Source organism: Gordonia sp. GN26, from assembly GCF_054823965.1.
Genome location: NZ_JSYC01000179.1, coordinates 10,913 through 35,624, shown reverse-complemented (window position 1 = coordinate 35,624; position 24,712 = coordinate 10,913). Strand labels below are relative to the sequence as shown.

General features: G+C 69.5%; 9 protein-coding genes. 3 read left to right on the top strand and 6 right to left on the bottom strand.

Annotated elements, in window-relative coordinates; genetic code table 11:
* Nucleotides 1–363 precede the first annotated feature (363 nt).
* Nucleotides 364–1,545 (top strand): GGDEF domain-containing protein, encoded by a 1,182-nt coding sequence (locus OK17_RS22670; RefSeq protein WP_461418842.1) that lies wholly within the window; start codon nt 364–366, stop codon nt 1,543–1,545.
* Here OK17_RS22670 and OK17_RS22665 read toward each other — a convergent pair.
* The gene (locus OK17_RS22665) at nt 1,491–2,252 is read right to left on the bottom strand and encodes a hypothetical protein (protein ID WP_461418841.1); all 762 of its coding nucleotides are present in this window, start codon (nt 2,250–2,252) and stop codon (nt 1,491–1,493) included. The two genes, OK17_RS22670 and OK17_RS22665, sit on opposite strands and share 55 nt — an antisense overlap.
* Nucleotides 2,253–2,424: 172 nt before the next feature.
* On the opposite strand from OK17_RS22665, the gene OK17_RS22660 reads away from it, so the two are divergent.
* Entirely contained in the window at nt 2,425–4,527 is a 2,103-nt protein-coding gene (locus OK17_RS22660) for an Rv1355c family protein (RefSeq protein ID WP_461418840.1), read from the top strand.
* Between the two features lie 20 nt (nt 4,528–4,547).
* Here the strand turns inward: OK17_RS22660 and OK17_RS22655 are convergent, their stop codons facing one another.
* Both OK17_RS22655 and OK17_RS22650 read right to left on the bottom strand, forming a co-directional pair.
* On the bottom strand, nt 4,548–5,198 hold the full coding sequence (locus OK17_RS22655) for a PaaI family thioesterase (RefSeq protein WP_232718602.1): 651 nt from the start codon (nt 5,196–5,198) through the stop codon (nt 4,548–4,550).
* 25 nt (nt 5,199–5,223) lie between these two features.
* Nucleotides 5,224–5,475 carry a hypothetical protein gene (locus OK17_RS22650; protein ID WP_461418839.1) on the bottom strand — a complete coding sequence of 84 codons (252 nt, stop codon included), beginning with the start codon at nt 5,473–5,475 and terminating at the stop codon, nt 5,224–5,226.
* A gap of 162 nt (nt 5,476–5,637) precedes the next feature.
* On the opposite strand from OK17_RS22650, the gene OK17_RS22645 reads away from it, so the two are divergent.
* Complete coding sequence (locus tag OK17_RS22645) at nt 5,638–6,609, top strand: 1,4-dihydroxy-2-naphthoyl-CoA synthase (RefSeq protein ID WP_040535167.1); 972 nt, start codon at nt 5,638–5,640, stop codon at nt 6,607–6,609.
* Nucleotides 6,610–6,631: 22 nt separating this feature from the next.
* Here the strand turns inward: OK17_RS22645 and OK17_RS22640 are convergent, their stop codons facing one another.
* The 3 genes from OK17_RS22640 to OK17_RS22630 are packed head-to-tail and all read right to left on the bottom strand — an operon-like array spanning nt 6,632 to nt 23,792.
* Nucleotides 6,632–8,398 carry a DUF4012 domain-containing protein gene (locus OK17_RS22640; RefSeq protein ID WP_461418838.1) on the bottom strand — a complete coding sequence of 589 codons (1,767 nt, stop codon included), beginning with the start codon at nt 8,396–8,398 and terminating at the stop codon, nt 6,632–6,634.
* A complete protein-coding gene (locus OK17_RS22635) occupies nt 8,395–9,006 on the bottom strand; it encodes a low molecular weight protein-tyrosine-phosphatase (protein WP_461418837.1) in 612 nt (203 codons plus the stop codon). Before OK17_RS22635 ends, OK17_RS22640 begins: the two co-directional genes overlap by 4 nt.
* Entirely contained in the window at nt 9,000–23,792 is a 14,793-nt protein-coding gene (locus OK17_RS22630; RefSeq protein WP_461418836.1) for an amino acid adenylation domain-containing protein, read from the bottom strand. Before OK17_RS22630 ends, OK17_RS22635 begins: the two co-directional genes overlap by 7 nt.
* Between the last annotated feature and the right edge of the window lie 920 nt (nt 23,793–24,712).

Genomic DNA, 24,712 nt, shown 5'->3' with positions numbered 1-24,712 from the left:
CGCAGACCGCTCGGTTCGAGCGCCGACCCGCGCCGCGTCGCGCTCGAAGTACCGCGAATTCGGGCGGAGGAATTCGACGGCTTGCTGGTGTCGAAATCACGTCGGCGCGCACGCCCGACAGCCCGGCCGTAGAATTCCGGGTCTCGGTATCCGACCGCGCTGTTCGCCGACGCTCACCCTTTCTGCAGATCTCGGCAAACAATTAGAAAGGCTACAAAACGACTGCTAAGGTGGCGGCAAGTCCTGGGTGCGACGCCACTCAGGACTCGTTCGTTCCGGTTACGATTTTGTATTCGTAAATCCCATGTTCGGAGTATCCGTGACCGCATGCGCGGTCATAGCAACGGAAAGCGGTCCCGGCGTATGGCCTTGATCAGGAATGTGATGCGGCGCTACGACGCGCGCTCCATGGCAACGCTGATCAGCACCGGTGGCGTTCTGCCGCTGCCTCTCATCGCGCTGCTCGCTCCCCACACGATCAAGCCCGGCAAGATGATCGTGCTGATGGCCATCTGGTCGTTCATCGCCCTGATCTTCGCCTTCACCGCTCTCCGTCGCCGGCTGACCGACCCGGAGTTCGCGGCCCTCGGCGGATTCGGTATCGCGGGCATCGGCGGCACGTCGTTGATCCTCGCCGATCCCCTCACCGCAGCCCTGGTGCTGACCATCGTGGCGGTCATCCCGGCGATCGGCGCGATCACCGCCTCGCCGCGGCTCATCCTGTCCCACCTGGCGGTCGCCAGCGCCTGCGCCGCGCTGGTCCTGGCCATCCTCGCGAACTCCGTGCCCACCTTCCTGATCGGTTTCGGCGCGATGTTCGGCGTCATCGTCGTGCCGGTCTTCCTCGTCGTGGCTCTCCGGAAATCGATGGAGGCCGTTCTCGACCAGCAGACCCGCCTGTGCGGGATCGACCCGCTGACCGGCCTGCTCAACCGTCGCGGCTTCCTCATCCGGGCGTCCCAGTTGCTGTCGGCCGCGCGATCCTCGACCGGATGGATCGGCATCCTGCTGCTCGACGTCGACCACTTCAAGCGGATCAACGACGAGTACGGGCACCTCGCCGGCGACGGCGTGCTGCTCTCGGCCGCGGCCGCCATCCGCGAACACGCACCGGTCGGATCCGAGGTCTGCCGTTACGGCGGCGAGGAGTTCCTCCTCTTCCACGTCGTCCGTGACCAGGAAGAGCTCTATCGCTGTGCCGAGCGTCTGCGTGCCGCCGTGGCCGCGACCGCGCCGGTGACGGTCAGTGTCGGGGGCGTCTGCGCACCGCTGGTGTCCTCGCGGGACGGCAGTGCCCACTCGACCGACGACGTCATCGGCAACCTGCTCGGCCGCGCCGACGAATGCGTCTACCGGGCCAAGGAGAGCGGCCGCGACACCACGGTCATCGACACGATCGACCCGATCGTGTGGAACGACGGCACGCTGAGCGCCCACGCCGCGGAGGACCCCCCGGCATCACCTCCGTCGGCGAGCCTGTACGAGGTCTTCTACCAGCGTCCCGCGGACTTCGTCGAGATGGAGACGCGTCCGGGCAGGAGCTGAGCCGCGCCCGATGTCTGCAGGATATCGGCTTCCATTCGCATCTGTCGCCACGTCTCGAGAGTGGTGTGTTCGCGGATGCGGGCACGATCCCACCACATGAGGCGCGTGCGGTACCGCTCGTCGGGAAACGGGGTCGGCGGCACGGATTCGTCGACGCGCCCGCCGCCGGACTGCCAGCGCCGCAGCACGTGGTCGGCCGCGGTCGCCATCATGTGGTCGGTCCCCGACATCTCCATGATCACCAGCCCCAGCCGCGAGAGCTGCCCGGCCACCGATCTCGCGATCGGGGAACGCTCATCCACCCAAGCGGTCTTGACCTCGACGATCCCACCGGCGAGGCGCGACTCGATCGCGTTCACCAGCTGCACCTGACCAGGCTGGCCGGCCCACTCGACCAGCGCATGCGACTGGGCCGCCGCACCGAACCTCGGCTGGACGCGCAGGCCACCCCGGACCTGGTCGGTGTCGTCGAGGACCGCGAAGAACAGGGCTGTTCCCGCACCCGAGGCGACCTCGTCGTAGTCGAGAGCGGCCGCACAGCCGTGCCGTTCGTACGCGGCGGCGGCCCCGTTCAGATACCGATCCCACAATGCGCCCTCGCGGCCGGGCGCGGCCGCGACGACCGTGTACTCCGACCCTGCTTCCTCGGCGGTGCCACGCAGAACCCCCGTTCGCACCACCTCACCGGCGGTTCTCATCGTTTTCATCGCAGGATTTCGCCTTCCGAAATGGAGGAATTCATTGCAAGATCTCCCCTGACCCCGCGTGTAATGTTGCCACAAGAGCGTTTTTGTGCAGGCTCACGAGCGCCGTTTCCTTCCGGATTCGGCACCTGTCGACCCGGTTGGCGACGCCCGGTCGAGTAGGCCACGATGAGGTATGCCCTCCGTGCCGGCCACCACCGCCGTCCTGTACTCCGAGTCCGAAGTCCCCGATTCCCTGTTCGACGACGACTCGATCGACGTGACCGACCTGACGGTGCAGACCACCCGCGCACTCGATGAGATCCTGCCACCGGTCGACCCGGCACTCCTGGCCGAAGAACCCCGTTTCGCATACTTTCCCTGGCGAAAGTCCCTGGTGAAAATCCCCGGTCCACTGTCTTTTCGTCGTCTTCGCCTGGACCGCAACCGACATAAGCTGACCGCCGCGGATCTCGATGCCGCGGCGAAACTACGCATCGGTGTCGTGGGATTGAGCGTGGGTCACGCCATCGCCCTCACCCTGACGCTCGAGGGATTGGCCGGCGAATTACGCCTGGCCGATTTCGACGACCTCGAACTCACCAATATGAATCGAATTCCGGCAACATTGCTGGATATAGACACCAACAAAGCCGTGGTCGCTTCTCGTCGGCTTTCCGAAATAGATCCCTATCTGACGACTTCGGTCTTCTCGAACGGCATCACCGCGGCGAACATCGACGCATTCCTCGACGGGCTCGATCTCGTCGTCGAGGAATGCGATTCCTTCGACGTGAAGGTGCTGGTCCGGCACCGTTGCCGGCAGCTGGGCATCCCGGTGCTGATGGAGACCAGTGACGGCGGGACCCTGGACGTGGAGCGCTTCGACCTCGAGCCGGATCGTCCGTTGTTCCACGGCCTCGCGGGCGACCTCCACGTCGAGGAGCTCGTGGGGCTGGACCGCGCGCGTCTGACGCCGCTGGCCGTCAAGGTGCTCGAGCCGACGAGGGTGACCGCACCGATGGCCGCGTCGGCGATCGAGCTCGGTCACTCGGTCACCGCCTGGCCCCAGCTGGCCGGCGACGTCCTCCTCGGTGGCGCGACGGTCGCCGCCGCGGTCCGCCGCCTCGTCCAGGGCAGGCCGCTGCCGTCGGGTCGCGTGCGCTTCGATCGCGACACCTGGCTCGACGGCCTCACCGATCCCGTCGACCGTGTTCTCGGCAACGTCGGCACGGCCGACGGGTCGGCAGACCGCGAGCTCCCGGTCGAGGAGATGTCCGACCTCGAATTGATCACGTACGCAGCGAGCCGGGCCCCGTCGGCGGGCAACCAGCAGCCGTGGCAGATCATCGCCGACGACGACTCCGTGACCATCGCCCTGGACCGGTGCCGCACGTCGACGCTCGACATCGAGCACCGGGCCTCCGCGGTTGCGGTGGGTGCCGCCCTGCACAACGCCCGGGTCGCCGCGGCGAGTCGCGGCGTACTCGACGACATCGAGGTCGTCGCGGACGATCGGACGATCCTCGGACGGGTGCGGCTCAAGGGCCTCGGTGCGGGCGTGCACGCCCCCGAGCACGAGCGCGAACTCCGCTCTCTGCTGGCCCGGAGCACCCGGCGTGGACCCGGAGACGGTTCACCGTTGGACGACGCCGACCTGATCCGTCTCGCCGACGTGGCCGACACCGACGTCACCCGGCTCGTACCGCTCGCCGACCGCGCGCGGATCACGGCCTTCGCATCGATCGCCGATCGCTCCGACCGGGTGCGCTTCCTGACCCCGGAGCTGCACCGCGAGATGTTCGCCGAACTCACCGCCGACCCCACGGACGGCGCCGGGATCGCCATCGCCTCCCTCGACCTGCCGCCGGCCATGGCCGGGATGCTCGACGTGCTCCGCCGCGCCGACGTGATGTCGCTGCTCGACGAGTGGGGCGGTGGTGCCGCACTGGGCGCCGACGCGGCGGCACGGGTCACCTCAGCGTCGGGAATCCTGCTCCTGGTCCAGCGGGGACGGACATCGTCGGACTACCTACGGGCCGGCCTCGTCGTCGAGCAACTGTGGGCGGCTGCCGAACAACTCGGCTACGCAGTTCACCCCATGACCCCCGCGTTCCTCTACGCCCTCGACGACGCGACGGCTCGCTCGCTGTCGAGCAACCACGGGGACGTTCTCGTCGGTCTGCGTCGTGAGATGCATGAGCTGTGTCCGGTCGCCGACGACGAGGCCGTCACCATCGCACTGCGTGTGTCGCGGTCGGCGTCGCCGACGGTGCGCAGCCGTCGGCTCCCCGGCTGACGGGCCGGTGCAAGACCTGGCTAGGCCTGGCCGGGCTTGAGCTTGATGAACAGCGCGTCCATCTCGGCGCACAACCGATCACCGTCATGCATGGTGCCCTTGATGAAGACCTTGCGGCCCTCGATCCTGTCCGCCCAGGCGCGCACGCGCAGCTTCGTGTTCAGGGGGGTGATCGAGCGGTACTGCACGTTCAGGTAGGCGGTGCGGCTGACGTGCTGGATCGCCACGGCCGAGGCGTAACCACCGAGGTCGTCGAAGGCAACAGCGACATGCCCGCCGTGCGCAGCGGCGTTACCGCCGAGATGGAAGTCGCGGAAGACCAGTTCGGCGACGACTCCGTCCTCGGAGGCCTCGACGACCTCGTAGGGCGGGAGGGTGATGTTGCCGCGGGACGGCAGGTCGACGCGGGTGCCGGCAGGCGAATGCCATTCGTCGATGCGAACCTTGGCGAGTCGCTCGTTGACGGCGGTGAGGTGCTCGATGAGTTCGTCGACGAGCTCGTCGTCGGGGCAGGCGTAGCGCGCATTGTCCATCAGCAGACGGACCTGTTCGCTGAACTCGCCGTACCGCGGGCCACCGCGCTCGGTGGTGATGGCCGCATGGGGCCGGAAACCACCCTCGTGCGGGTCTTCCTCGACGATCTCTACAGCACGGTCGTTCGCTTCACTCACCGGTCAACCGTATAAGAAGACCGATTCACGAGCCGGACTGGTGCTCCCCCTCGCCACCCGGACGGTGCCGGTCGGAACGACGGTGCGAGTCGAGGTCGACGCACACACCGTGGCGCACGAACCCCTGTGACGTACCGGGGACGAAGTCGGGGACACCACGCGGCCCGCGCTCCTTCTCGTCTCGAAGCCGTACCGCCCGCCCCACGATCACCGCGACCACCGCGGCGAGTACGCACCAGCCCGCTACTCCGACGACAATCCACCCCCAGGTGTCCATGGGTACATGTAAGCACTGCGAACTGGGAATCTGCTTAAAACCCCGCATCGTATACGGTTCGCGCGGAAAGCGAACTCATCAGGACCTTTGATCCACTTCGGATGCCCGCGCACCCGTCAGACCGCCGTGAACCCGGCCGTCTGCGATCACTACTCTGAGCGCATGAGCGCGACCGACGACACCAAGACCGCCGACCAGCCGTTCGATCCGGCCCAGTGGACCCCGGTGCCCGGGTTCACCGATCTCACCGACATCACCTACCACCGTCACGCGGGTGAGGGTCGCGAGAACGGGATCGTGCGGGTGGCCTTCGACCGGCCGGAGGTCCGCAACGCTTTCCGCCCGCACACCGTCGACGAGCTCTACCGGGTGCTCGACCACGCCCGCCGCTCCCCCGATGTCGGCACGATCCTCCTGACCGGCAACGGCCCGAGCCCCAAGGACGGCGGGTGGGCCTTCTGCAGTGGCGGCGACCAGCGCATCCGCGGCCGTTCCGGGTACCAGTACGCGACCAGCCACGACACCGACGTCGTGGCCGCGGGCGCCGACTCCGTCGACGAGGCCCGGGTCAAGGCCGAGGGCGGACGACTCCACATCCTCGAGGTCCAGCGACTCATCCGCACCATGCCCAAGGTGGTCATCGCGGTGGTCAACGGATGGGCGGCCGGCGGCGGCCACTCACTGCACGTGGTGTGCGACCTGACCCTGGCCTCCGCCGAGCACGCCCGGTTCAAGCAGACCGACGCCGACGTGGGCTCCTTCGACGCCGGCTACGGCAGCGCCTACCTCGCCAAGCAGGTCGGCCAGAAGTTCGCCCGCGAGATCTTCTTCCTCGGCGAGGCCTACGACGCGGAGACCATGCACCGCATGGGCGCGGTCAACCGCGTCGCCCCGCACGCCGAGCTCGAGAACACCGCCATCGAGTGGGCCCGCAAGATCAACGGTAAATCGCCCACCGCGCAGCGCATGCTGAAGTTCGCCTTCAACCTCACCGACGACGGCCTCATGGGTCAGCAGGTGTTCGCCGGTGAGGCGACCCGCCTGGCGTACATGACCGACGAGGCCGTCGAGGGCCGGGATGCGTTCCTGGAGAAGCGCGATCCGCGCTGGGACGACTTCCCGTACTACTACTGACGCGGCCCGCACGCGGGCACGGTCACTCCCGCGGCCCGCACGCGGGCACGTCGACGGTGACGGCCGGGTCGTCGACCAGCGGCTGCACCGGGACCTCGGCCTCGCCCGCCGCCGCGGTCGGCTCGTCGATCTTCAGCGTGATCGTGGCGCTCTGTCCCGGTGCGATACCGACCCGGGTCGAGTAGTACGGCCGCCCGTGCAGGGTCTGTTCGACGTAGAAGGCGCCGGCGTCGCCGAGGGTCATCTGCTTGAGGACCGCCCCCTTGGTGGCGAGGAACTCCACGTTGGCGAGGTTCGTGCCCTTGTCCACTGCCAGTTCGGTGCCGAGGCCGCCGGCGACGTAGTCGGTGAGCCCGGTGGTCTCGTCGAGGGTGTTGGTCAGCGTGACCGTGATCGTGCTCTCGCGGGTGTCGCCGCTGCAATCGCCTGAGGTGTAGTCGATCTCGCGACGCAGGTAGTAGTCGAGCTTGCTGCCCGACGCATTGCCGATCGCCACCTGCAGATACGGCGAGTCGGTGTCGGAGATCTGATGCCCGAGCTTCGTGGTCTCAAGGGTCTCCTGTTCGTCCGGTGTCGTGCTGTAGACCATGATCCGACGCTCGTGGACGCCGCGTCCGAGCGCCTCGAGCAGATCGCGGGTGCTCCCACCCGAGGCGATCAGTTTCTTGACCACCGCCTGGGAGATGGACTGCAGGTACGCCTTTCGGGCCTCGTTGTCGTCGGCGAACCGCTGGTACGAGGTCGACAGCGTGATGGGTACGACGTTGTCGGCGGTGATCCTCTCCCCGCCGGGCAACGTCACCGGTCCGACGACCTCGAGGATGTACTTCAGTGCGATCGGGTCGAGGGCGATGGCGCCGTCGAGCTTCTGGCCGGTCTGGGCCCGCCAGTTGGCCAGCCAGATCTTCGCCGCATCGGGGAAGTGTGCGCTGAGGTTTCCGTTCCGGAAGTCGGTGTAGGGCTTGTAATACGAGTAGATCGCGTCGTACTCGGGGCCCAGGTTGATCTTCGGTGTCGCCGGGTCGCGGAACTCCGAGTTGGCACCCAGTTCGGGAACCGTCACCCGTCCGCCGGTCGCGTTGAGCAACCCGAAACCGCCGACGAGTCCGCCGGTACCGCGGGACTCCGATGGTGTCTGGAAGGCCATGAAGTAGTTGCGCGGCCCCGAGGAGCCCAGCATCGGCGGGATGAGCTGGGCGGCGATGTCGGTGGCGACCAAGGTGGACTCGGCCGCGTCCACCTGCTCGGCGAGCTGGGTTCTCGCATCGGCGACGACGCCGAGCCAACTCGGGTTGATCGACGCGACCTCGTCGGCCACCTCGGTGGAGCGTTCGGCTACCTTGGCGAGGTCGGGCTGCGCCTCACGTAACAGCTTGAGATTCACCGTGTTCCCGGTCCGGAGCTGATCCGGGTTCAGTACGCCGGCGAGGTCCGCGGCCGGGAGGAGCACGTCGGCGGACAGCGCCTCGACGGCGTCGCTCATCTGCTGCACCGACTTCAACGGCGATCCGATCCCCGGGATCGCGGCCACCGCCGACCATACGATGCCGTGGGACCGGTCGGAGGCGGCCCGAGCGCTGTCGGCGGCCGCAGCGGCGGCCTGCGAGGCGCCGGCCTGATCGCCGTCGAGCATCAGGGTCCGGGCCTGCGAGGCGTCGGATCGGACCGACTCGAGATCGCCCTTCACCTTCAGTGCCGAGTACGCGAGCCAGGCGACGACCGCGGCGACGAGCACCACGATCAGGGCGAAAATCTGGACCACCCGGTTTCCGGCGATGCGGCGGATCATCGGGTCTCCCCTGTCGTCTCGGTGAGGTGTTGTGCCGCCAGCCACCCGGCCACGGTCTCGACCTTCGGCTCGATCTCGCCGAACACGCGGTCGAAGTCCTCACGCGGACGACCCATCGGGTCGACGATGTCGAGGAGCGACGAGTTGGGATCGATGCGTCCCCGCCCGCCCATGATCGCGGCGAGGGTGCCGTTCTCCGCCGGGGTACCGGTCTCCGCGAGGGAGACGAACTCGGTGAGGGTGAACACGCGCTTCCAGCGAGCAGGCGCCATCTGTTGGGCGGCCGCACGGTGCTCGCGACTCATGCACAACACGATGTCGGCCTGCGTCAGCATGGGCGGACGCAGGTATCGGGACTCGAAACCCGCTGCGTCGTAGCCGTGTTCGGCGAGAACCGCGGCGGAGTGCGGGTGGATCGGCTGACCGTTGAGCGCGCCGGTGCCGGCACTGCTCGAGGTGACGGCGAGATCGGTCCCGTCGGTCCGCATGCGGTCGGCCAGCCCGGTCAGCACGCGTTCGCCGATCGGCGAGCGGCAGATGTTGCCGGTGCAGACGAACAGGATCGACAGTCCCGTCGATCCCGCGTCCGGGTCGGATCCGGTCACCATTCCTCCTCGATTCTCCTGGCCAGCCGACGCATCACGTCGGGGTCGCCCAATTGCGCGTGTGCCACTCCGGCAGGGATCACTTCGACCGCCGGAGTCTGTGTTCCGGCATCGGGCCGGACGGCCCGTGCCCAGCTCTCGATGTCCGGATTGTCCTCGGCGGCAACGTAGATGACCTTACCCACGGGCACCGGGCCCAACTCATAGGACCGCACCGCGGCGGCGAGGACCCGGGAACGATCCTCGAACCGCCGTAACGCCTGCGGGTCGTGTCGCTCGGCCGCGGCTCGGAGCGGATGATCCGCGCCGAGCAGTTCCGCGGCGGCCCCCTCGTGCAGGTCGCCGGGCGGCCGCGAGTCGAGCACCATCAGCACGTCGACCTGCTCGCCGGCCGCGATGAGTTGTCGGCTCATCTCGTGCGCGATGACACCACCGAGCGACCAGCCGACGAGGCGGTACGGGCCGGACGGCTGGCGGCGGCGAACCGCCGCGACGTGCAGGGCCGCGATCTCGGGGAGGCTTGCGGGCAGGTCACGGTCGGCGACGACGAGTTCGGGCAGCTGAAGACCGTATGCGACAGTCGAATTCAGCGACGCGCCGAACGCCCGGAACGGTTCGACGATCCCGGTGGCGGTGTGCACGCACCAGATCTTCGGGGCCCCGGGCTCCGGAGCGCCGGGTCCGGTGCCACCCGTGCGCGAGAGCGGTACGACGCGGTGGTCGACACCGGTGCCCGCCCCGGCGGACGTGGCGTCGACGACGCGGGCCACCTCGGCCGGCGTGCGATGGGTGAAGAGGTCTGCGACGTCCACGGTGACGGAGGTGCGTCGGGTGAGTTCGTCGCGCAGCTGTACCAGGGCCAGGGAGTTGCCGCCCAGGGCGAAGAAGTCGTCGTCCATGCCGACGCCGTGTTCGCCGAGGACCGTACGGAATGCGTCGCGGACAGTTGTTTCCGTACGCGTCTCGGGTTCGCGGGTCGATTCCGACCAGGTCGGCTCGGGGAGGCGTCGCTGGTCGATCTTGCCCGCGCCACTCAGCGGCAGTTCGGCCAGTTCGACGATTCGGGCGGGCACCATGTGTCGCGGCAGCAGGGCGCGGCAGACGTCGGTCAGGCGGTCCACGGGCACCGGTGAGACCACGTAGGAGACGAGTGCCGGTCCAGCCGGACCGGGCCGCAGCACGGTCACCGACCGATCGGCCCCGGCGCGCAGGAGGACGGCGTCGATCTCGGCGGGTTCGACGCGTTGGCCGCGGATCTTCATCTGGCGGTCCGCGCGGCCCACGTAGATCAGTTCGCCGGTCTCGCGATCCCATCGCACGAGGTCGCCCGTCCGGTAGCGTCGACGCCCGTCGCTCCCGGCCACGAAGGTCGCGGCGGTCAGTGACCGGTCGCCGAGATAGCCACGGGCGACGCCGGTTCCGCTGACGTAGAGTTCGCCCACCACGCCGGGCGGCACATGCCGCAGTCGGGTGTCGAGAACCTCGGTCCCGATCCCGGGCCGCGGATGCCCCAGCCGCACGGGCTCGCCCGGACGGTAGGCGCTGGTGGACACCGTCACCGTCGTCTCGGTGGGGCCGTAGATGTTGCGGACCTGCGCCTGATCGGACCATGCCGACGCGAGGTCGGCCGGCAGCGCCTCGCCGCCGATGTAGACCAGCCGCAACGAGGTGATGGATTCCGGCTGCATGGTCCGCATCACCGACGGGGTCGCGGTGAACACGCTGACCCGGGCGCGGTCGAGGAAGTCGGCGAGTTCACGTCCCCCGACGACCTCGGGCGGCACGACGACGAGCGTGGCCCCCGAGGCCAGCGGCAGCAGCATGTCGTGGAACGTCGCGTCGAAGCCGGGGCTGATCGCCATTCCCACCCGGTCGCCGGATTCCACGTCGCCGAGCCCGGCGACACGATGCACGCCGCGATGGGTGACGCCGACGATGTTGGGAGTGCCGGTGGTGCCCGAGGTCGTGATGACATACGCCAGGGAGTCCGGTGAGACACGCGCGACCGGTTCCGAGGCAACGGGTTCCGCCGGTTGCATGGGGATGTCCTCCGGGCCGATGGCCGTCGCCCGTGCTCCGGCGACGACGTGCTCGATACGCGCCGCCGGGTAGGTGACGTCGACGGGGACGCACACCCCGCCGATGCGGCTCACCGCCCAGATGGCGACCACCGACTCGATGGAGCGCGGGACGACCACCGCAGCCGCGTCGCCCGCGTCGAGGCCGAGATCACGAAGGGCACGCGCCGTCTCCGACACCCAGGCGTCGAGTTCGCGGTAGGTGAGGGATCGCGTGCCGTCGGTGATCGCCGGACGGTCGCCGTGCGTGGCCACCGTCCCGGTGAACAGATCGGCGAGCAGTGGTTCGGTCCCGGTCGGCGCGGCGGCATGTGCACGGCCGGTGAGGAATTCGCGTTCGGCCGCGGTGAGGGGTTCGACGGCGGCGATCCGACGTGCGGGGTCGTCGGTCACCGCGGCGACGGCCGCGACCAGCCGCTCACCCAGTCCGCGGATCACGCTCTCGTCGAACAGATCCTGCGCGTGATGGAGTTGCAACCGCCAGTTGCCCTCAGACCGGACCGCGACGATGTGCACGTCGAACTCGCTGTGCGAACCCATCGCGGTACGCGGTGCGTCGGCGGTGACGGGATACGGCGCTCCGCCGGTGGAGTCGACCACCGAGAAGGCGACCTGGACGAGCGGGTGGCGTCCGGGGATACGCGGCGGATCGACGAGTGCGACGACGTCGTCGAAGGCGATGGCCGCGTGGTCGAGAGCGGCGAGGTCCGTGTCGCGGACGGTCTCGATGAGGCCGCCGACTGTCATCCCGGCGGTCAGCCGCGTACGCAGGACCACCGTCGAGATCAGCATGCCGACCGTGCCCGCACTGTCCGCGTCGCGGCGCATGGAGGCCGGGGTCGCGACGGCGATGTCGTCGACGCCGGTCTGCGCCGCGAGGGCCAGTGCGGTCGCGGCGTGCAGGAGATGGAAGTCGCTGGCCTGCGCGCGTCGCGCGGCCGTCGAGATGGACCGGGCGACAGCCTCGTCGATCGGGAACTCGATCGCCGAGGTACGGAGATCGCGGCCGGGCGGACGGTGGTCGGCGAGGTCGAGTTCACCGCTGTAACCATCGAGGGCCTGCCGCCAGTAGTCGTGCAGTTCGGCGCGTGAGCTCTGCTCCTCGGCGACCATCCGGCGCGCGAGAACGTCGAAGCCGACCGATTCCCGGTCCAGGGACTCGCCGGCCAGGAGCGCGGCGAGTTCCCGTTCGACGATGGCTGCGGATTCGCCGTCCATCGCGATGTGGTGGGCGACGAGGACCACCGCGACCGGGGCGGTGTCGACGCCGTTCTCCGTCAACAGCCAGACCCGCACGGGCGGTTCGCCGGCGAGATCGAAGGGTGTGGAGAACTCGTCTGCGACGGCCGTGCCGGTGAGCGCGGTCGAGTCGAGATGCCGTACCGGCGGCCGCCATCCGTCGACGACTCGCTGCCGCGGACCGTCGGGCGTGGCCAGGTAGCGCGTGCGCAGCGCGGTGTGCCGGTCGACGAGGGCGTCCAGTGCGGCGATCACCTCGGCCGTCGTGAGCCCGGGCGGGACACCGACGACGACGGGAACCGAGTAGATCGGGACCTGGCCCAACATCTGCGCGCCCACCCACATGCGGCGTTGCGTCGGTGCGAGTGGGATCTCCGTGACCCGGTCGTCCGGATCGTCGACCGCACGAGAATCGGCGAGGTCTTGCACGGCGTCGACGGCCGGCGCGGGAACCGCGACGGCGAGGCCGGCAGGTGTCGGGTGCTCGAACAGCACCCGCGTCGGCACCCGGACACCGAGGTGGCGGCCCAGGGCCGAGGTCACCCTGGTGGCCGACAGCGAGGTGCCGCCGAGATCGAAGAAGTCGGCGGATTCCGGAATCGCGCCCACCGGGACATCGAGCACCTCGGCCATGATCGTGCGGACCTGCGCGACGAGCTCCGGATCGGCGGGTTCACGCTCATACGAGGAGGATTCGCCGGAATCGCGCGTGGGGATCTCGGGTGCGCCCACGGTCGAGGCCACGACCGGGAACGGCTGCCCGACGTCGCCCACACCGCGCAGCAGGGTGGTGTAGTCGTCGAGCAGCAGCCGAGCCACCTCGTCCGGGATCTGGCCGGAGTGCACCAGCGTGACATGCAGTTCGTCGTCGCTCTCGGCGAGGACCACCTCGATGTCGTACTTCGCGTCGACGGTCGACGTCGCCTCGGTGACCAGCGAGGCCACCGCGCCTGCCAGTGGGACCACTCCGGAAGCCTGCGGCACGACCTCCTGGCTGACGAGCAGCACCGAGATCAGCGGATCGCCGCCGTGCCGAGCCGCGGGCCGGACCGCCTGCACAACATCCTCGTAGGGGACGTCGCCGTGCGCCAGCGCCGCGAGTGCGACGTCGCGGACCTGTTCCACCGCTTCGCGAACCGGGGTGTCCGGCCGGAGTCGGGTGCGCAGCGCGACCGTGTTGACGAACATGCCCACGACCGACTCCCATTCGGGGGCCGAGCGCCCGTGCACCGGCACGCCGACCAGGACATCCCACTGTCCGGTCAGCTGGCCGAGAGTCGCCGAGAGAGCTGCGTGCGCGACCTGGAAGACCGTGGCCGACAGCGCCTTCGCGGTCTGGTGGATCGCGGGGGCCGGCACGGAGGCACCGATACGACCGGTGACGCCCGCGGCATCGGGGTCGCGATGACCGGGCAACCGGAGCGGTTCCGGCGCATCGGCGAGAGTATCTGTCCAGTAACGGATCTGGTGCGCGAAAAGGCTGTCGCCATCGGCGGCGTCACCGAGGCGTGCGATCTGCCACTGGGTGAAGTCGGCGTAGGTGAACGCCTCGTCGGCCGCCACCGCCAGTCGCTCACCCTCGTAGGCCCGCATCAGGTCGGCGAGCAGCACACGGATGGACCAGCCGTCGATGGTGATGTGGTGGAGGACCGCCGCGAGGTGGAGGTCGGTGTCGTCGATGGCGTCGTCAGACGTCTCCACCTCAAAGACGGCCGCGCGGAATCCGGGCTCGTTCTCGAGGTCGAACGGTGTGCGCAGGTACTCCGTCACCTGCCGACGGACCGCGATCTCGACGTCCTCGTCGCCGACCTCCACGAGATGGTGTGCCAGCACGGGGCTTCGGTGTTCGATCCGTCGCTGGATCGGCCCGGCCGGCGAATCCGGGTACACCGTGCGGAGCACGGGGTGCGCGCCCACGACCTCGTCGACGGCCTTGCGCAGTCGGGCGAGGTCGACGCGACCGCGGATCCGCATCAACACGGGAACGTGGTACGCGGTGGATGTCGGATCGACGTGATGGTGAATCCACATGCGCCGCTGCGGGTATGCCAGTGGCAACGGATCGGGAACGGGAAGTCGCGCCGGCGCCGGCAGCGGGGCCGCGACGGGTCCGGAGGTCGGTGAGACCAGGTCGTCGACGCGGCGGGCGAGTTCGGCCATCGTCCGCGCCTCGAACAGCACACGCGCCGCGATGTCGGCGCCGGTGGACGCGGAGAGCCTCGAGGTGACCTGTGTCGCCGACAGGGAGGTGCCGCCGTCGGCGAAGAAGTCCGAATCGGCGTCGAAGCTCTCGACGGGGCGGTCGAGCACCTCCGCCCACACCGATGCGATGAGCAGTTCCGTCTCCCCCGCCGGGGCGCGACCGGTCGTCGCCGGACCACGGACTCCGGTCGCGCCGAAGTCCGGTTCGGGCAGGGAGGTCACGTCGATCTTGCCGTTGCGTCCGATCGGCAGGTCGTCGACCTCGACGAACGCACCGGGGATCATGGTGCGCGGCAGCACATGTGCCAGTTGTGGTGCAAGGTCGTCGGTGCGGACCTCGACACCGGGCTCACCGACCACCCAGGAGACCAGGACCTTCTCACCCGCCGCGGTGGTGCGGGCCGCGGTGACGGAGGTGGCGATGCCGGGCAGCCGGGACAGAGCCGCATCGATCTCGCCGGGTTCGAGGCGCACACCGCGGATCTTCACCTGGTCATCGGTCCGGCCGTGGATCACGAAGGTGGCGTCGCCGCGCCGGTGGACCAGATCCCCGGTGCGGTACATGCGCTCGCCGTGCGGACCGGCGACGAAGGCCGTCGCGGTCGTACGCGGGTCACCGAGATATCCACGCGCCAGACAGTTCCCGGAGAGATAGAGCTCCCCCACGGTGTGGTCCGGAACAGGACGCAGCCTCGCATCGATCACGTGCATGGTCACACCGTCGAGCGGACGCCCGATGTGCACCGCACCTCTGATGGGACCGGTATAGCGCGCACTGCTGACTGCGACGGTCGCCTCGGTCGGGCCGTACTCGTTGCTGAGCGTCGCGGTGCGCGTCCAATCGCGGACGAGACCCGCGCCGAGCGGTTCGCCGCCCACGGCGACGTGCCGGACGTGCGGCAGGTCCTCGGGTCGCAGGGTGGCCAGCACCGAGGGGGTGGTGAGCAGAACGGTCACTCCGGCGTCTGCGACGAGGTGGGCGAGATCGTCGGCCGCGATGACATCGGGCGGGCACATGATCAGCGTCGCGCCGGCGATCCGCGGCGGCAGAACACCCATCAGGTGGGCGTCGAAACCGGTTGCGTACGTGTGCAGGACGCGGTCGCCGGACGTCAGGTCCAGGCGCCGGGCGGTGTCGCGGGCCCACCCGGAGAGACCACGATGGGTGACCGAGACGCCCTTCGGCACGCCGGTCGTCCCGGAGGTGAAGGTGATGTAGGCGACGTCGTCATGCGTCACCGCCCGTACTCGTTCCGCGTCGTCGAAGGGCGGTACCACCGCGGGCAGTTCGGCGAACACCTCGTCGAGAGCAAGAACCTCGACATCGGTTCCCCCTGTGCCGATTCCCCCTGTGCCGATTCCCCCGGTGCCGATGCCAGCCGTGCCGGTGTCGGCGAGAGAGAGCACCAGCGCCGGTCGGCATCGGTCGAGGATGAGGTTCCGGCGCTCGGCCGGGTCGGCGGGGTCGATGTTGACGAAAGCCGCACCCGCGCGGGCGATCGCGGCGGTCGCGATCACCCCGAACACCGACCTCGGGAGCAGTTCGACGACGACGTCGCCCGCACCGACACCCCGTGCGATCAGTACGCGCGCCAGATGGGTCGACAGTCGATCTACGTCGTGAGCGGAGATCTCGGTGCCGAATCCCGGTACGCGGTGGCGAGAATCGACGATCGCAACATCAGACGAGGTTGCGGCGTCGTTCGAGGTGAACAGCGCGTCGAAGGTCTCCGGTCCGAACTCCGGGTTGATCGCCTCTTCGTCCGCCGGGCTCATCAGGGTGAGAACCGGCTCGTCGGGGGCCAACACGCCGCGTCGCAGGGTGTCGACGACGAGGTCGCACAACGCTTTCAGGCGGCCCGCGGTGGCGACCGCCTCGGTGCACGACATCGTCACGTGCAGTGCCCCGTCGTGCCGGTACATCGAGACGTCGATGCCGAACAGCGGTGTCCCCAGGACGCCCGACGCCGCGTCACCGGACGCACCGGACGGGAACTCGGCTTCCGCCCATTCGACGATCGCATCCGGCACCGCGCCGAAGGACACCTCGAACAGCGGGGTTCCGGCGCCGGCGCGACCGGGGTCGGCGATCTCGGCGATCTCGGTGAGGGGCAGATCGGCGTGGGCGAAGGCGCCCAGGTCCACCGAGGTCACCCGGGCCAGCAGGTCGTCGAAGGAGAGTTCCGGGTCGATCGGGGTGTGCAGCGGCACCGCACGCGCGAACAAGCCGGGCACGGCGACGAGTCCCGGGTCGAGGCGGCCGGACAGCGCGGTGCCGACGGTCACCACCGCGGCACCCGACTGCCTCGCCAGGACCGCGGCCAGCGCGGTGTGGGTGGCGATGAACGGGGTCGTCGACCGCGCCACGGTCAGTGCGTCGAGCGATGCGGTGACGGCCGCATCCAGGCGGCCCTGCGCGCGGTGCACGATCGTCTCCCCCGCCGGGGCAACGGAATTCGCCTGCAGGTTCATCTCGGGTAGGCGCAGCTGCTCGACCGGTCGGGTGAACGCGTCCCGCCAGAACGCGGTGAGTTCCGCGCGCCTCGCATCGAGCGTCTCGGCGCGCCACATGGAGTACCGCCGATAGTCGGTTCCGCTCGTGGACAGCGGCGCACCGGCGAGGGCCGTGTCGAGTTCACCGGCCAGGATCGCGAAGGATTCCCCGTCGGCGGCGATGTGGTGGATCACCCCGAGAAGCCAGGTGGTGCCACCGATCTCGACGATCCGGACTCGCCACGGAAGCGAGGCGGCGAGGTCGATCGGCGTGGCCATCGAGGCGAGGACGGAAGTCACGTCCGGTGTCAGGTCGGTTCCGATACCGAGTTCCCGTTCCAGGTGGTCGAGGACGTCGGCGTCGTCCCATCGATGTTGCACCGGAACCCCGTCTCGCAGGGGGAATCCGGTGCTCAGAGCATCGTGTCGGGTCACGATCGCGGTCAGGGCGCGTCGCACATCGACGGGGCGCGCGTCGATCGGCAGGGCCACCGGCAGGAGGTAACCGGTGAACTCGGGCTCGGTCCGCCACCGCAACCACACGTCCATCTGTTCCGGTGTGAGCGGCAGATCGGCGGGGATCTCGATGTCGTCGGCGAGGAGGGGCGCCCGCGACGGAAGGGGCGGGGTTCGCGGAGCGGCGATCCGCGCCGCCAGTTCGGCGACGGTCGGATTCTCGAAGACGTCGGCCACCTCCACCCGGTAACCCATCCCGGCGAGGGTGGCGGCCAGGCGTGCCGCCGAGAGCGAGGTGCCTCCGGCTGCGAAGAAGTTCGTGTCGGCGCCGAGATGACCGGCGTCTTCTCCGACGACCGCGCGGATCGCCGACGCCACGGTCTCCTCGACCGGACCGAGGACCCGTCCGACCGGTGGGGCGGTGTCGGTGATGGTCGCGAAGAGTTTGTCGCGGTCGATCTTTCCGGTCCGGGTCATCGGCCAACCGTCGACGATCACGACGCGGGCCGGCATGGCGTGCCCCGGTAGACGGGCGGCGCAGGCGGCCAGGATCGTCGCCTCGTCGAGGTCGTCGAGGACGTCGAAGTCGGCGAGGCCGTCCTCGGTCACGAAGGCCAGCAACTGTTCATCGCCGGCCCGGCGACCCGGTCGTACCAGGACGCGTGCGTCGCCCACGCCGGGAACGGCACGCAGGGTCGAGACGATCTCGCCGAGTTCGACCCGGTGACCGCGGATCTGGACCTGGTCGTCGTTGCGACCGAGGTAGGCCAGGCGGCCGGGTGCGACCTCGCGGACGCGGTCGCCGGTGCGGTACATCCGCCGGCCGCTCCCCGAGGGGTCGGCGACGAACCGCGTCGCGGTGAGGCCGGGAGCGTTGAGGTAGCCGAGTGCGACCTGTTCTCCGACGAGGTACAGCTCGCCGGCCGCACCGGTCGGCACCGGTCGTAGGCGCCGGTCCAGGACCATCCACCCGACGCCGTCGAACGGGGTGCCGACGATGCTGCGTTCGTCATTCGGGCCGACCTCGGCCGCCGTCAGGACGACAGTCGTCTCGGTGATTCCGTACATGTTGACCAGTCGGGTGCCGCGGTGGTCGGTAGCCCACGCGCGCAACGTGTTCGGCGCGAGGGTCTCACCCCCGAAGACGACGGCCCGCAGGGACGGAAGTGCCGGTGGCACGGGAGTACCTGTGAGATCGACGATCCCGCTGAATGCGGTCGGGGTCTGCGAGAGGATCGTGATCCCGTACCGTTCGATCGTCTCGGCGAGTGCCCGCGGGTCCCGGACCGTCGGCCGGTCCACCACGACGACGCTGCCGCCAGAGGCGAACGCGCCGAGGATCTCCCACACCGAGAAGTCGAAGGCATACGAGTGCACCCAGGCCCAGACGTCTCGCGGGGAGGCGTCGATGACGTCGAGTCCCGCCCCCATCAGCGCGGCCAGGTTCTGCCGGGTCACCACCACGGCCTTCGGCATCCCGGTGGAACCGGAAGTGTGGATGACGTAGGCGGCACCCGGGATCGGCTGTGCGCGCTGACGACCGGGACCGTCCGACACCTCGAGCCGGCTGTCGACGATCGCGGCCGGGGCGGTCCCTGCCATGATCAGATCGATACGCGCCGGCGGGAGGTCCGGGTCGATCGGGACGTAGACCGCGTCGGCCAGGAGGGTCGCGACGATCGCGACCACGGTGTCGGCGCGACGATCCATGAGCAGGGCCACGCGGTCGCCGGGACGCACGCCGGAGGCCTCCAGACGCGTGGCGAGTGCGCGGGCCCGGTCGACGAGGGTTCGGTAGTCGAGTGTCTTGTCGCCGTCGTGGACCGCCGGCGCCTCGGGATGCGCGTCGGCGTGCTCCAGCAGCGCCGGTATGGGATCGATGCAGTCGGTCCGGCGAGTGCCCGGTTCGGTGACCGTTCCCGGCGACAGGCAGTCGGCGACGGTCTGTTCCGGCGCCGCGTACCCCAGGGCGGCCACGGCCTCGACGAACCGGTCGAGGATTCGACGGGCCGCCACCACGTCCACACGCCGCTCGGCGACCGTCAAGGTGACCGACAACCCGTTCCCGTCGTCGATCACGGTGAATTCCAACGCGGTTCGCGCGTCGGGGGTCCGCAGCGTCTCGCCGCCGGCGAACACCGTCGACGCGATGAGATCGGGCGCCGACGCGTGGTAGGCGAAGATGACGTCCGACAACCCGGTCGGACCGGAGTCCGCCAGCGAGACAGCGGTGCCGAGGTCTCTCCCGGCGACCGTGAGTGCGTCGGCGACAGCCGCCTCGCGGACACCGGTCACGCGCACCGGCACCGTCTCGACGAACATGCCGACCGGGCGGAGTTCCTCGCTGGTGAAGCGGCCCGACACCGGCATCGACATCACGACGTCGTCGGAGTCGGTGTACTCGGCGAGCACCGCCGAGAGCGCCACGCACAGCAGCGTGTTGACGGTGGTACCGGACTCACGAGCCTGCGCGGACACGGCTTCCGTGGCCGCCCGGTCGATCCGTCGACTCTCGTGGACCGCCGGCCCGGCGGTGAGCCCGGGGCCCGCCGGATCGCTCACCGCGGGTTCGGGCAGGGCGATACGCTCGGGCGCGTCTCTCAGGTACCGGGTCCAGAAGACCTCCGCTGCAGCGGTTGTCGTCGAGGTACCCGCGGCTCGCGCGTCCAGGACCGCGCTGAAGGCGACCGGCTCGGTCTCCCAGACGGGCTCCGCGCCGGCTGCCCGTGCGCGCACCGCGTGCGCGAAATCTTCCAGCACGATGTGCAACGACCACTCGTCGACGGCGATGTGGTGGGCGACGAGGACCAGCTCGACGGCCTCTCGAGTCTCGTCGAGCACCGCCCGCCACGGGACCTCGGTCCGCAGGTCGAACGGAGCGGACACCGCGAGATCGACACCCGCGGTGTCCAGGGTGGCACTGGTGATCGGTGCGGCAGCAGCTGATTCGGCCGTGCCGCGTACCTGCGCGACGGGTTCCCCGTCGACCTCCGGGTAGACGGTCCGCAAGGCCTCGTGCCGGATGGCCGCGTCGATCAACGCCCACCGGGCCGCGTCGGCGGTGATCTGCTCGGCGAGTGTGAGCCGCACCGGCAGGTGATAGACGGTCGCGCGTGGGGCCGCCCGGTTCAGCAGCCAGATCTCCTGCTGGGCGCGGGTCGGGCGATAGGAGATGGCACCGTCGGTGGACGTCATCCGTCTCGGGGAGGCGGCCTCGATGACCGACGCGAGTTCGGCGAGCGTCGTCACCGTCGCCAGCTCGCGCATGTCGACGACCACGCGCAGAGTGCTCCCGAGGTGGGTCGCGAGTTGCATGAATCCCAGTGAGGTGGCGCCCAATCGGACGAGCTCATCGTCCATCGACGGATTCCCGACCCCGAGTATCTCGGTCACCGCTTCGGCAACCGCCACCTCGGTGGGGGTCGCCGGCGCCCGGTGGCGGGTCTCCACCTCGGGTGTCGCGGCGATCCGCCGCGCCGCCGCCCGCCGGTCGAGGTTTCCGGTTGCGTCCGTGGGCAGCTCGTCGAGGATCACGACGCGGCGGGGCCGGGTCGAGGCCGGCACCTCCTCGTCGACGCGCCGGCGGACCGCGGCCCGAACCCGTGAGCGGTCCGGATCGGCGGCGTCGCACACGATGCCGATGTCGAGGGCGTTCTCGGCCACCACCGACACCGCGTACCCGACGCCGGGAACCTGCCCCGCCGCGCGGTCGAGCGCCGCGAGATCGATGCGGACACCGTCGAGGGTGACGACGTCCTCGGCGTGGTGGTCGACGACCAGCATGCCCGTGCCCGGGTCGAAGTGGCCGCGATCCCCGGTGTGGAGCATGGTGACGCCCGGCTCCCAGGGACACGCCACGAAGGCCGATGCGGTACGGACCGGGTCGCCGGCGATGGACGTCGCCACCTGCGGCCCGCTGACGTAGACGTCACCCGCGACCCCCACCGGGACCGGCCGTAGCAGCCTGTCCAGGATCGCGATCCCGGTGGCCGGACGCGGAGCGCCACTGGGCAGTCGGTGATCGACGGCTGCGTCGCGGCCGATCCGGCGGCTCGACGTCACCGGGCCGAATGCACCGCGCGGGCAGTACGGCGCGGACACCTCGCGACCGAAGGCGAGACGGACCAGCGCCGCCGGTGCGATGTCCCCGCCGGCGACCAGGAGCGAGGTCATCGGCCCCTGCGCTCCGAGTCCGGGTACATCTCCCGGTGTGGCGATCACATGCGTGACGGCTGCGGTGCCGGGGCCGGGCACCACGAGCCGGAGGCCGTGCGCGGCCGCGGCGATGATCTCCAGATGGGCCGCCGAGGACGCCGCGGGCGCACCGAAGAACAAACGGCCGTACTCGAGATCGGTTGCCGCAGCGTCGAACACGCCATTCGCGAGCAGAGCGGCGAACGCGCGCTGGGGCACCGCGAGTGTACCCGGGCCGGAGCCGTTGTCGGTGATCGCGAGACGGCAGGCGATGTCACCCGGTGCGGGACGGGGCGCCGGCACCGCGGACGCCTCCAGGTGGTCCAGTTCGGCGAGGGTCAGAACACGCGGACCGGGAATCGACGCGGCCGCGCCCTCGGGCCCGGCGATGACGAGGACCGGACGCGTGGTCTCCATCAGGTCCGAGAAGCCGTCTCCTGGAGTGTGCGGGTCGAGCAGCAGGATGGCCGCCCCGCTCACCGCGACCGCCCACCACGCGATGAGCAGGTCTGCGCCCGGCGGCAGCGAAACGGCCACCGTCGTGCCGGGAACCGCACCGGCGGTACGGAGCCGCGCGGCGAGGTCGAGGGCGCGCCGGTGCAATGCTCCGAACGAGAGTTCAGGGACACGCGACCCGTCGATGACCGGCGAATGTGCATGGCGCGCAACCGCTGACGCGAGCGCCTCGGGGACCGTCTCCGGACGGGACGTCACGGCCGGGCCGTTGACCACGGCAACCGGATTCGCCAGCGGGAGATCGTCGATGCGGGTGTCCGGAGCGTGTAGCAGCGCGTCGGCGAACGTCCGCAGCATCGCGAGGAACTGTCGATGATGCTCGGCGACCTCGGCGTCGTCGTATCGGTTCGGGTTGGCCTCGACCCCGACCATGAGCACCGAGTCCCGCTGCTCGCCGGCGACCGGGAAGATGTTGACCGACAGGTCCTCGGCCGGACCGACCGTGACGACGTGGAAGGTGCCGCGCGCCTCGCCGCAGGGGAATTCCCGTTGGAAGAGCATCAGATTGAGCATCGGTCCCGAACGTTCCTGTGCCGCGGTCCGGCGCACTCGCCCGCTGGTCTCGTCGGCGGCGACGTCGGCCCAGATGTCCTCGCCGCGGTAGCGCTGGTGTCGCAGCGCGCCGAGAAGCGCCGTCTGCGTGGTGGTCAGCGCCTCGGTGACCGACGCCCCTCCCGCCACGCCGGTGCGCAGAGGAACGACGTTGGCGACCGGCATCGGGGTCGAGCGGAGCGCCGCGGTGGTTCGGGCGGCGACCGGGAACTGGAAGATCACCTCGTCGCCGTCTGCGGCGGCCCGGGCCAGGTAGGCCGAGAACGCGGCGACGATGATGTTCGGCAGGATCGTCGAACGCTCTTCGGCCGCGCGCCGGAGAAGGTCCATCGTGCCGGTGTCCACCGGTGCGACGACTCGCCGCGAGACGGCTTCGGGTTCTCCGCGCCGATGCGCTAGGGACGCGGGGATTCCCACCCCGGCCATGGCCTGTCGCCAGTGGGCACGGTCTGTCTCGAAACGTCGCGACGCGCGATACTCGTCGTCGGCACGTGCGGGCAGATCGAGATCCACCGGTTTGGCGGGCGGGAGCGCGTTCCCGGTGACCGCGGCGTGGTACGCCGCGAGGGCCTCGACCATGCGGTCCTTGCCACCCACACCGTCGGAGAGCATGTGATGCCCGCGGTTGTAGACGTAGAACTTCTCGTCCCCGAGCCGGAACAGGCAGCCGCGCGCGGTGCGGTCGACGCGCGGATCCAGTGGCCGGGCGCAGTCCTCGCGCATGATCGCCTCGGCGGCCGCGTGTGGGTCGGGGCGATCCCGGAGATCGATGACGTCGGCCCAGTAATGCAGCGAGGGATCGTAGACGCCCACCAGTCCGTCGTCGGTGTCCTCGAAACGGATCTGCGTGAACTGGGCCCGACGCACCACCTCGCTCGTCACCCGGAGGAAGAGTTCGACGTCGATCGGCCCGTCGATCTCGACGTATTGCGCGATGTTGATCGGCACCTCGGGCGCTGCCTGCTGCGTGAACCACAGGGCGCGCTGCGCGGCGTTGAGCCGGAACCGTCGAGCGGTTCCGGCAGCGGGAGTCCCGGGAGGCGGGATCGGGTGACTCATGGTCGACCCGCCAGGCGCTCACCCGGTCCGTGGGACCACGAGCTCATGTGGCGTGCCGACCGTCTGATCCCCCCGACCGACGGTGCGTCCCCGCCACCGAATTTCCGCACTCACGAATCCGCGACAACAAATCAGCGGGACCCGATTTCCCGAAAGGGGAGGCAAGGCGCGAGAAAGAAACGGCGTGATCGGATTCTTCGGGATGAACTCCCGCCGACATCGGATTCTCCGCCGGCGGATTCGACTTGCCGGAATTCGACACGGTGGAATTCAACGCCCTGCCTCACCACTCACCATGCGCCGTCCTCGTCACGTCCGACTGCTGTCACCTGTACGCCAGAACCGGCCGCATCCACGCGGCACATCGGATTCCGTCGGCACCGTTTTCTCCAGCAGCCGCTGACCCCGGGACATCGTCGCCGATCGCTGCCGCCGGTGGCATCGTCCGAGCGTACGACCGCCTTTTATGACGACTGTCACACCGGCGTGTGCTGCGCGAATACCGTTCAGCGCCGCGCGGATACCAAGAGACTATGGGACGGGTCGGAGCCCCACAACTCGGGGGCACCGGCTATCGAATGGGCGGCCCGTGAATGCCCTCGAATCGCCCCGCCGGCAATCAGGTGGGCAACGGGAAGGGAATTCACGGCCTCCCCGAATTCACTTTCTCGGATTCGCCGCGAACTGATGCGAAACTCGGGCATAAGCCTGTCATCCGCTCGAAGGACACCGACCTGGTCGACGTCTCAATGGTCAACCGGAACGGGCCCCCGACTCGAGAGCGATTCCACCGCGCGGTGCGGAATGCGCCGCCCCGGCGATTCGCATTCGCCTCGAGAATAGGGGCACCCTCTTTTCGCACCAGGTCGGCGTCGAGCAGAAAAAGCTCGCTCGTTCGACTGATTCACCATCTGCGGATG

Bases quoted from the DNA above. Each gene is read 5' to 3' on its own strand.
- OK17_RS22670 (WP_461418842.1), top strand. From the start codon at position 364: ATGGCCTTGATCAGGAATGTGATGCGGCGCTACGACGCGCGCTCCATG.
- OK17_RS22665 (WP_461418841.1), bottom strand. From the start codon at position 2,252: ATGAAAACGATGAGAACCGCCGGTGAGGTGGTGCGAACGGGGGTTCTG.
- OK17_RS22660 (WP_461418840.1), top strand. From the start codon at position 2,425: ATGCCCTCCGTGCCGGCCACCACCGCCGTCCTGTACTCCGAGTCCGAA.
- OK17_RS22650 (WP_461418839.1), bottom strand. From the start codon at position 5,475: ATGGACACCTGGGGGTGGATTGTCGTCGGAGTAGCGGGCTGGTGCGTA.
- OK17_RS22645 (WP_040535167.1), top strand. From the start codon at position 5,638: ATGAGCGCGACCGACGACACCAAGACCGCCGACCAGCCGTTCGATCCG.
- OK17_RS22640 (WP_461418838.1), bottom strand. From the start codon at position 8,398: ATGATCCGCCGCATCGCCGGAAACCGGGTGGTCCAGATTTTCGCCCTG.
- OK17_RS22635 (WP_461418837.1), bottom strand. From the start codon at position 9,006: ATGGTGACCGGATCCGACCCGGACGCGGGATCGACGGGACTGTCGATC.
- OK17_RS22630 (WP_461418836.1), bottom strand. From the start codon at position 23,792: ATGAGTCACCCGATCCCGCCTCCCGGGACTCCCGCTGCCGGAACCGCT.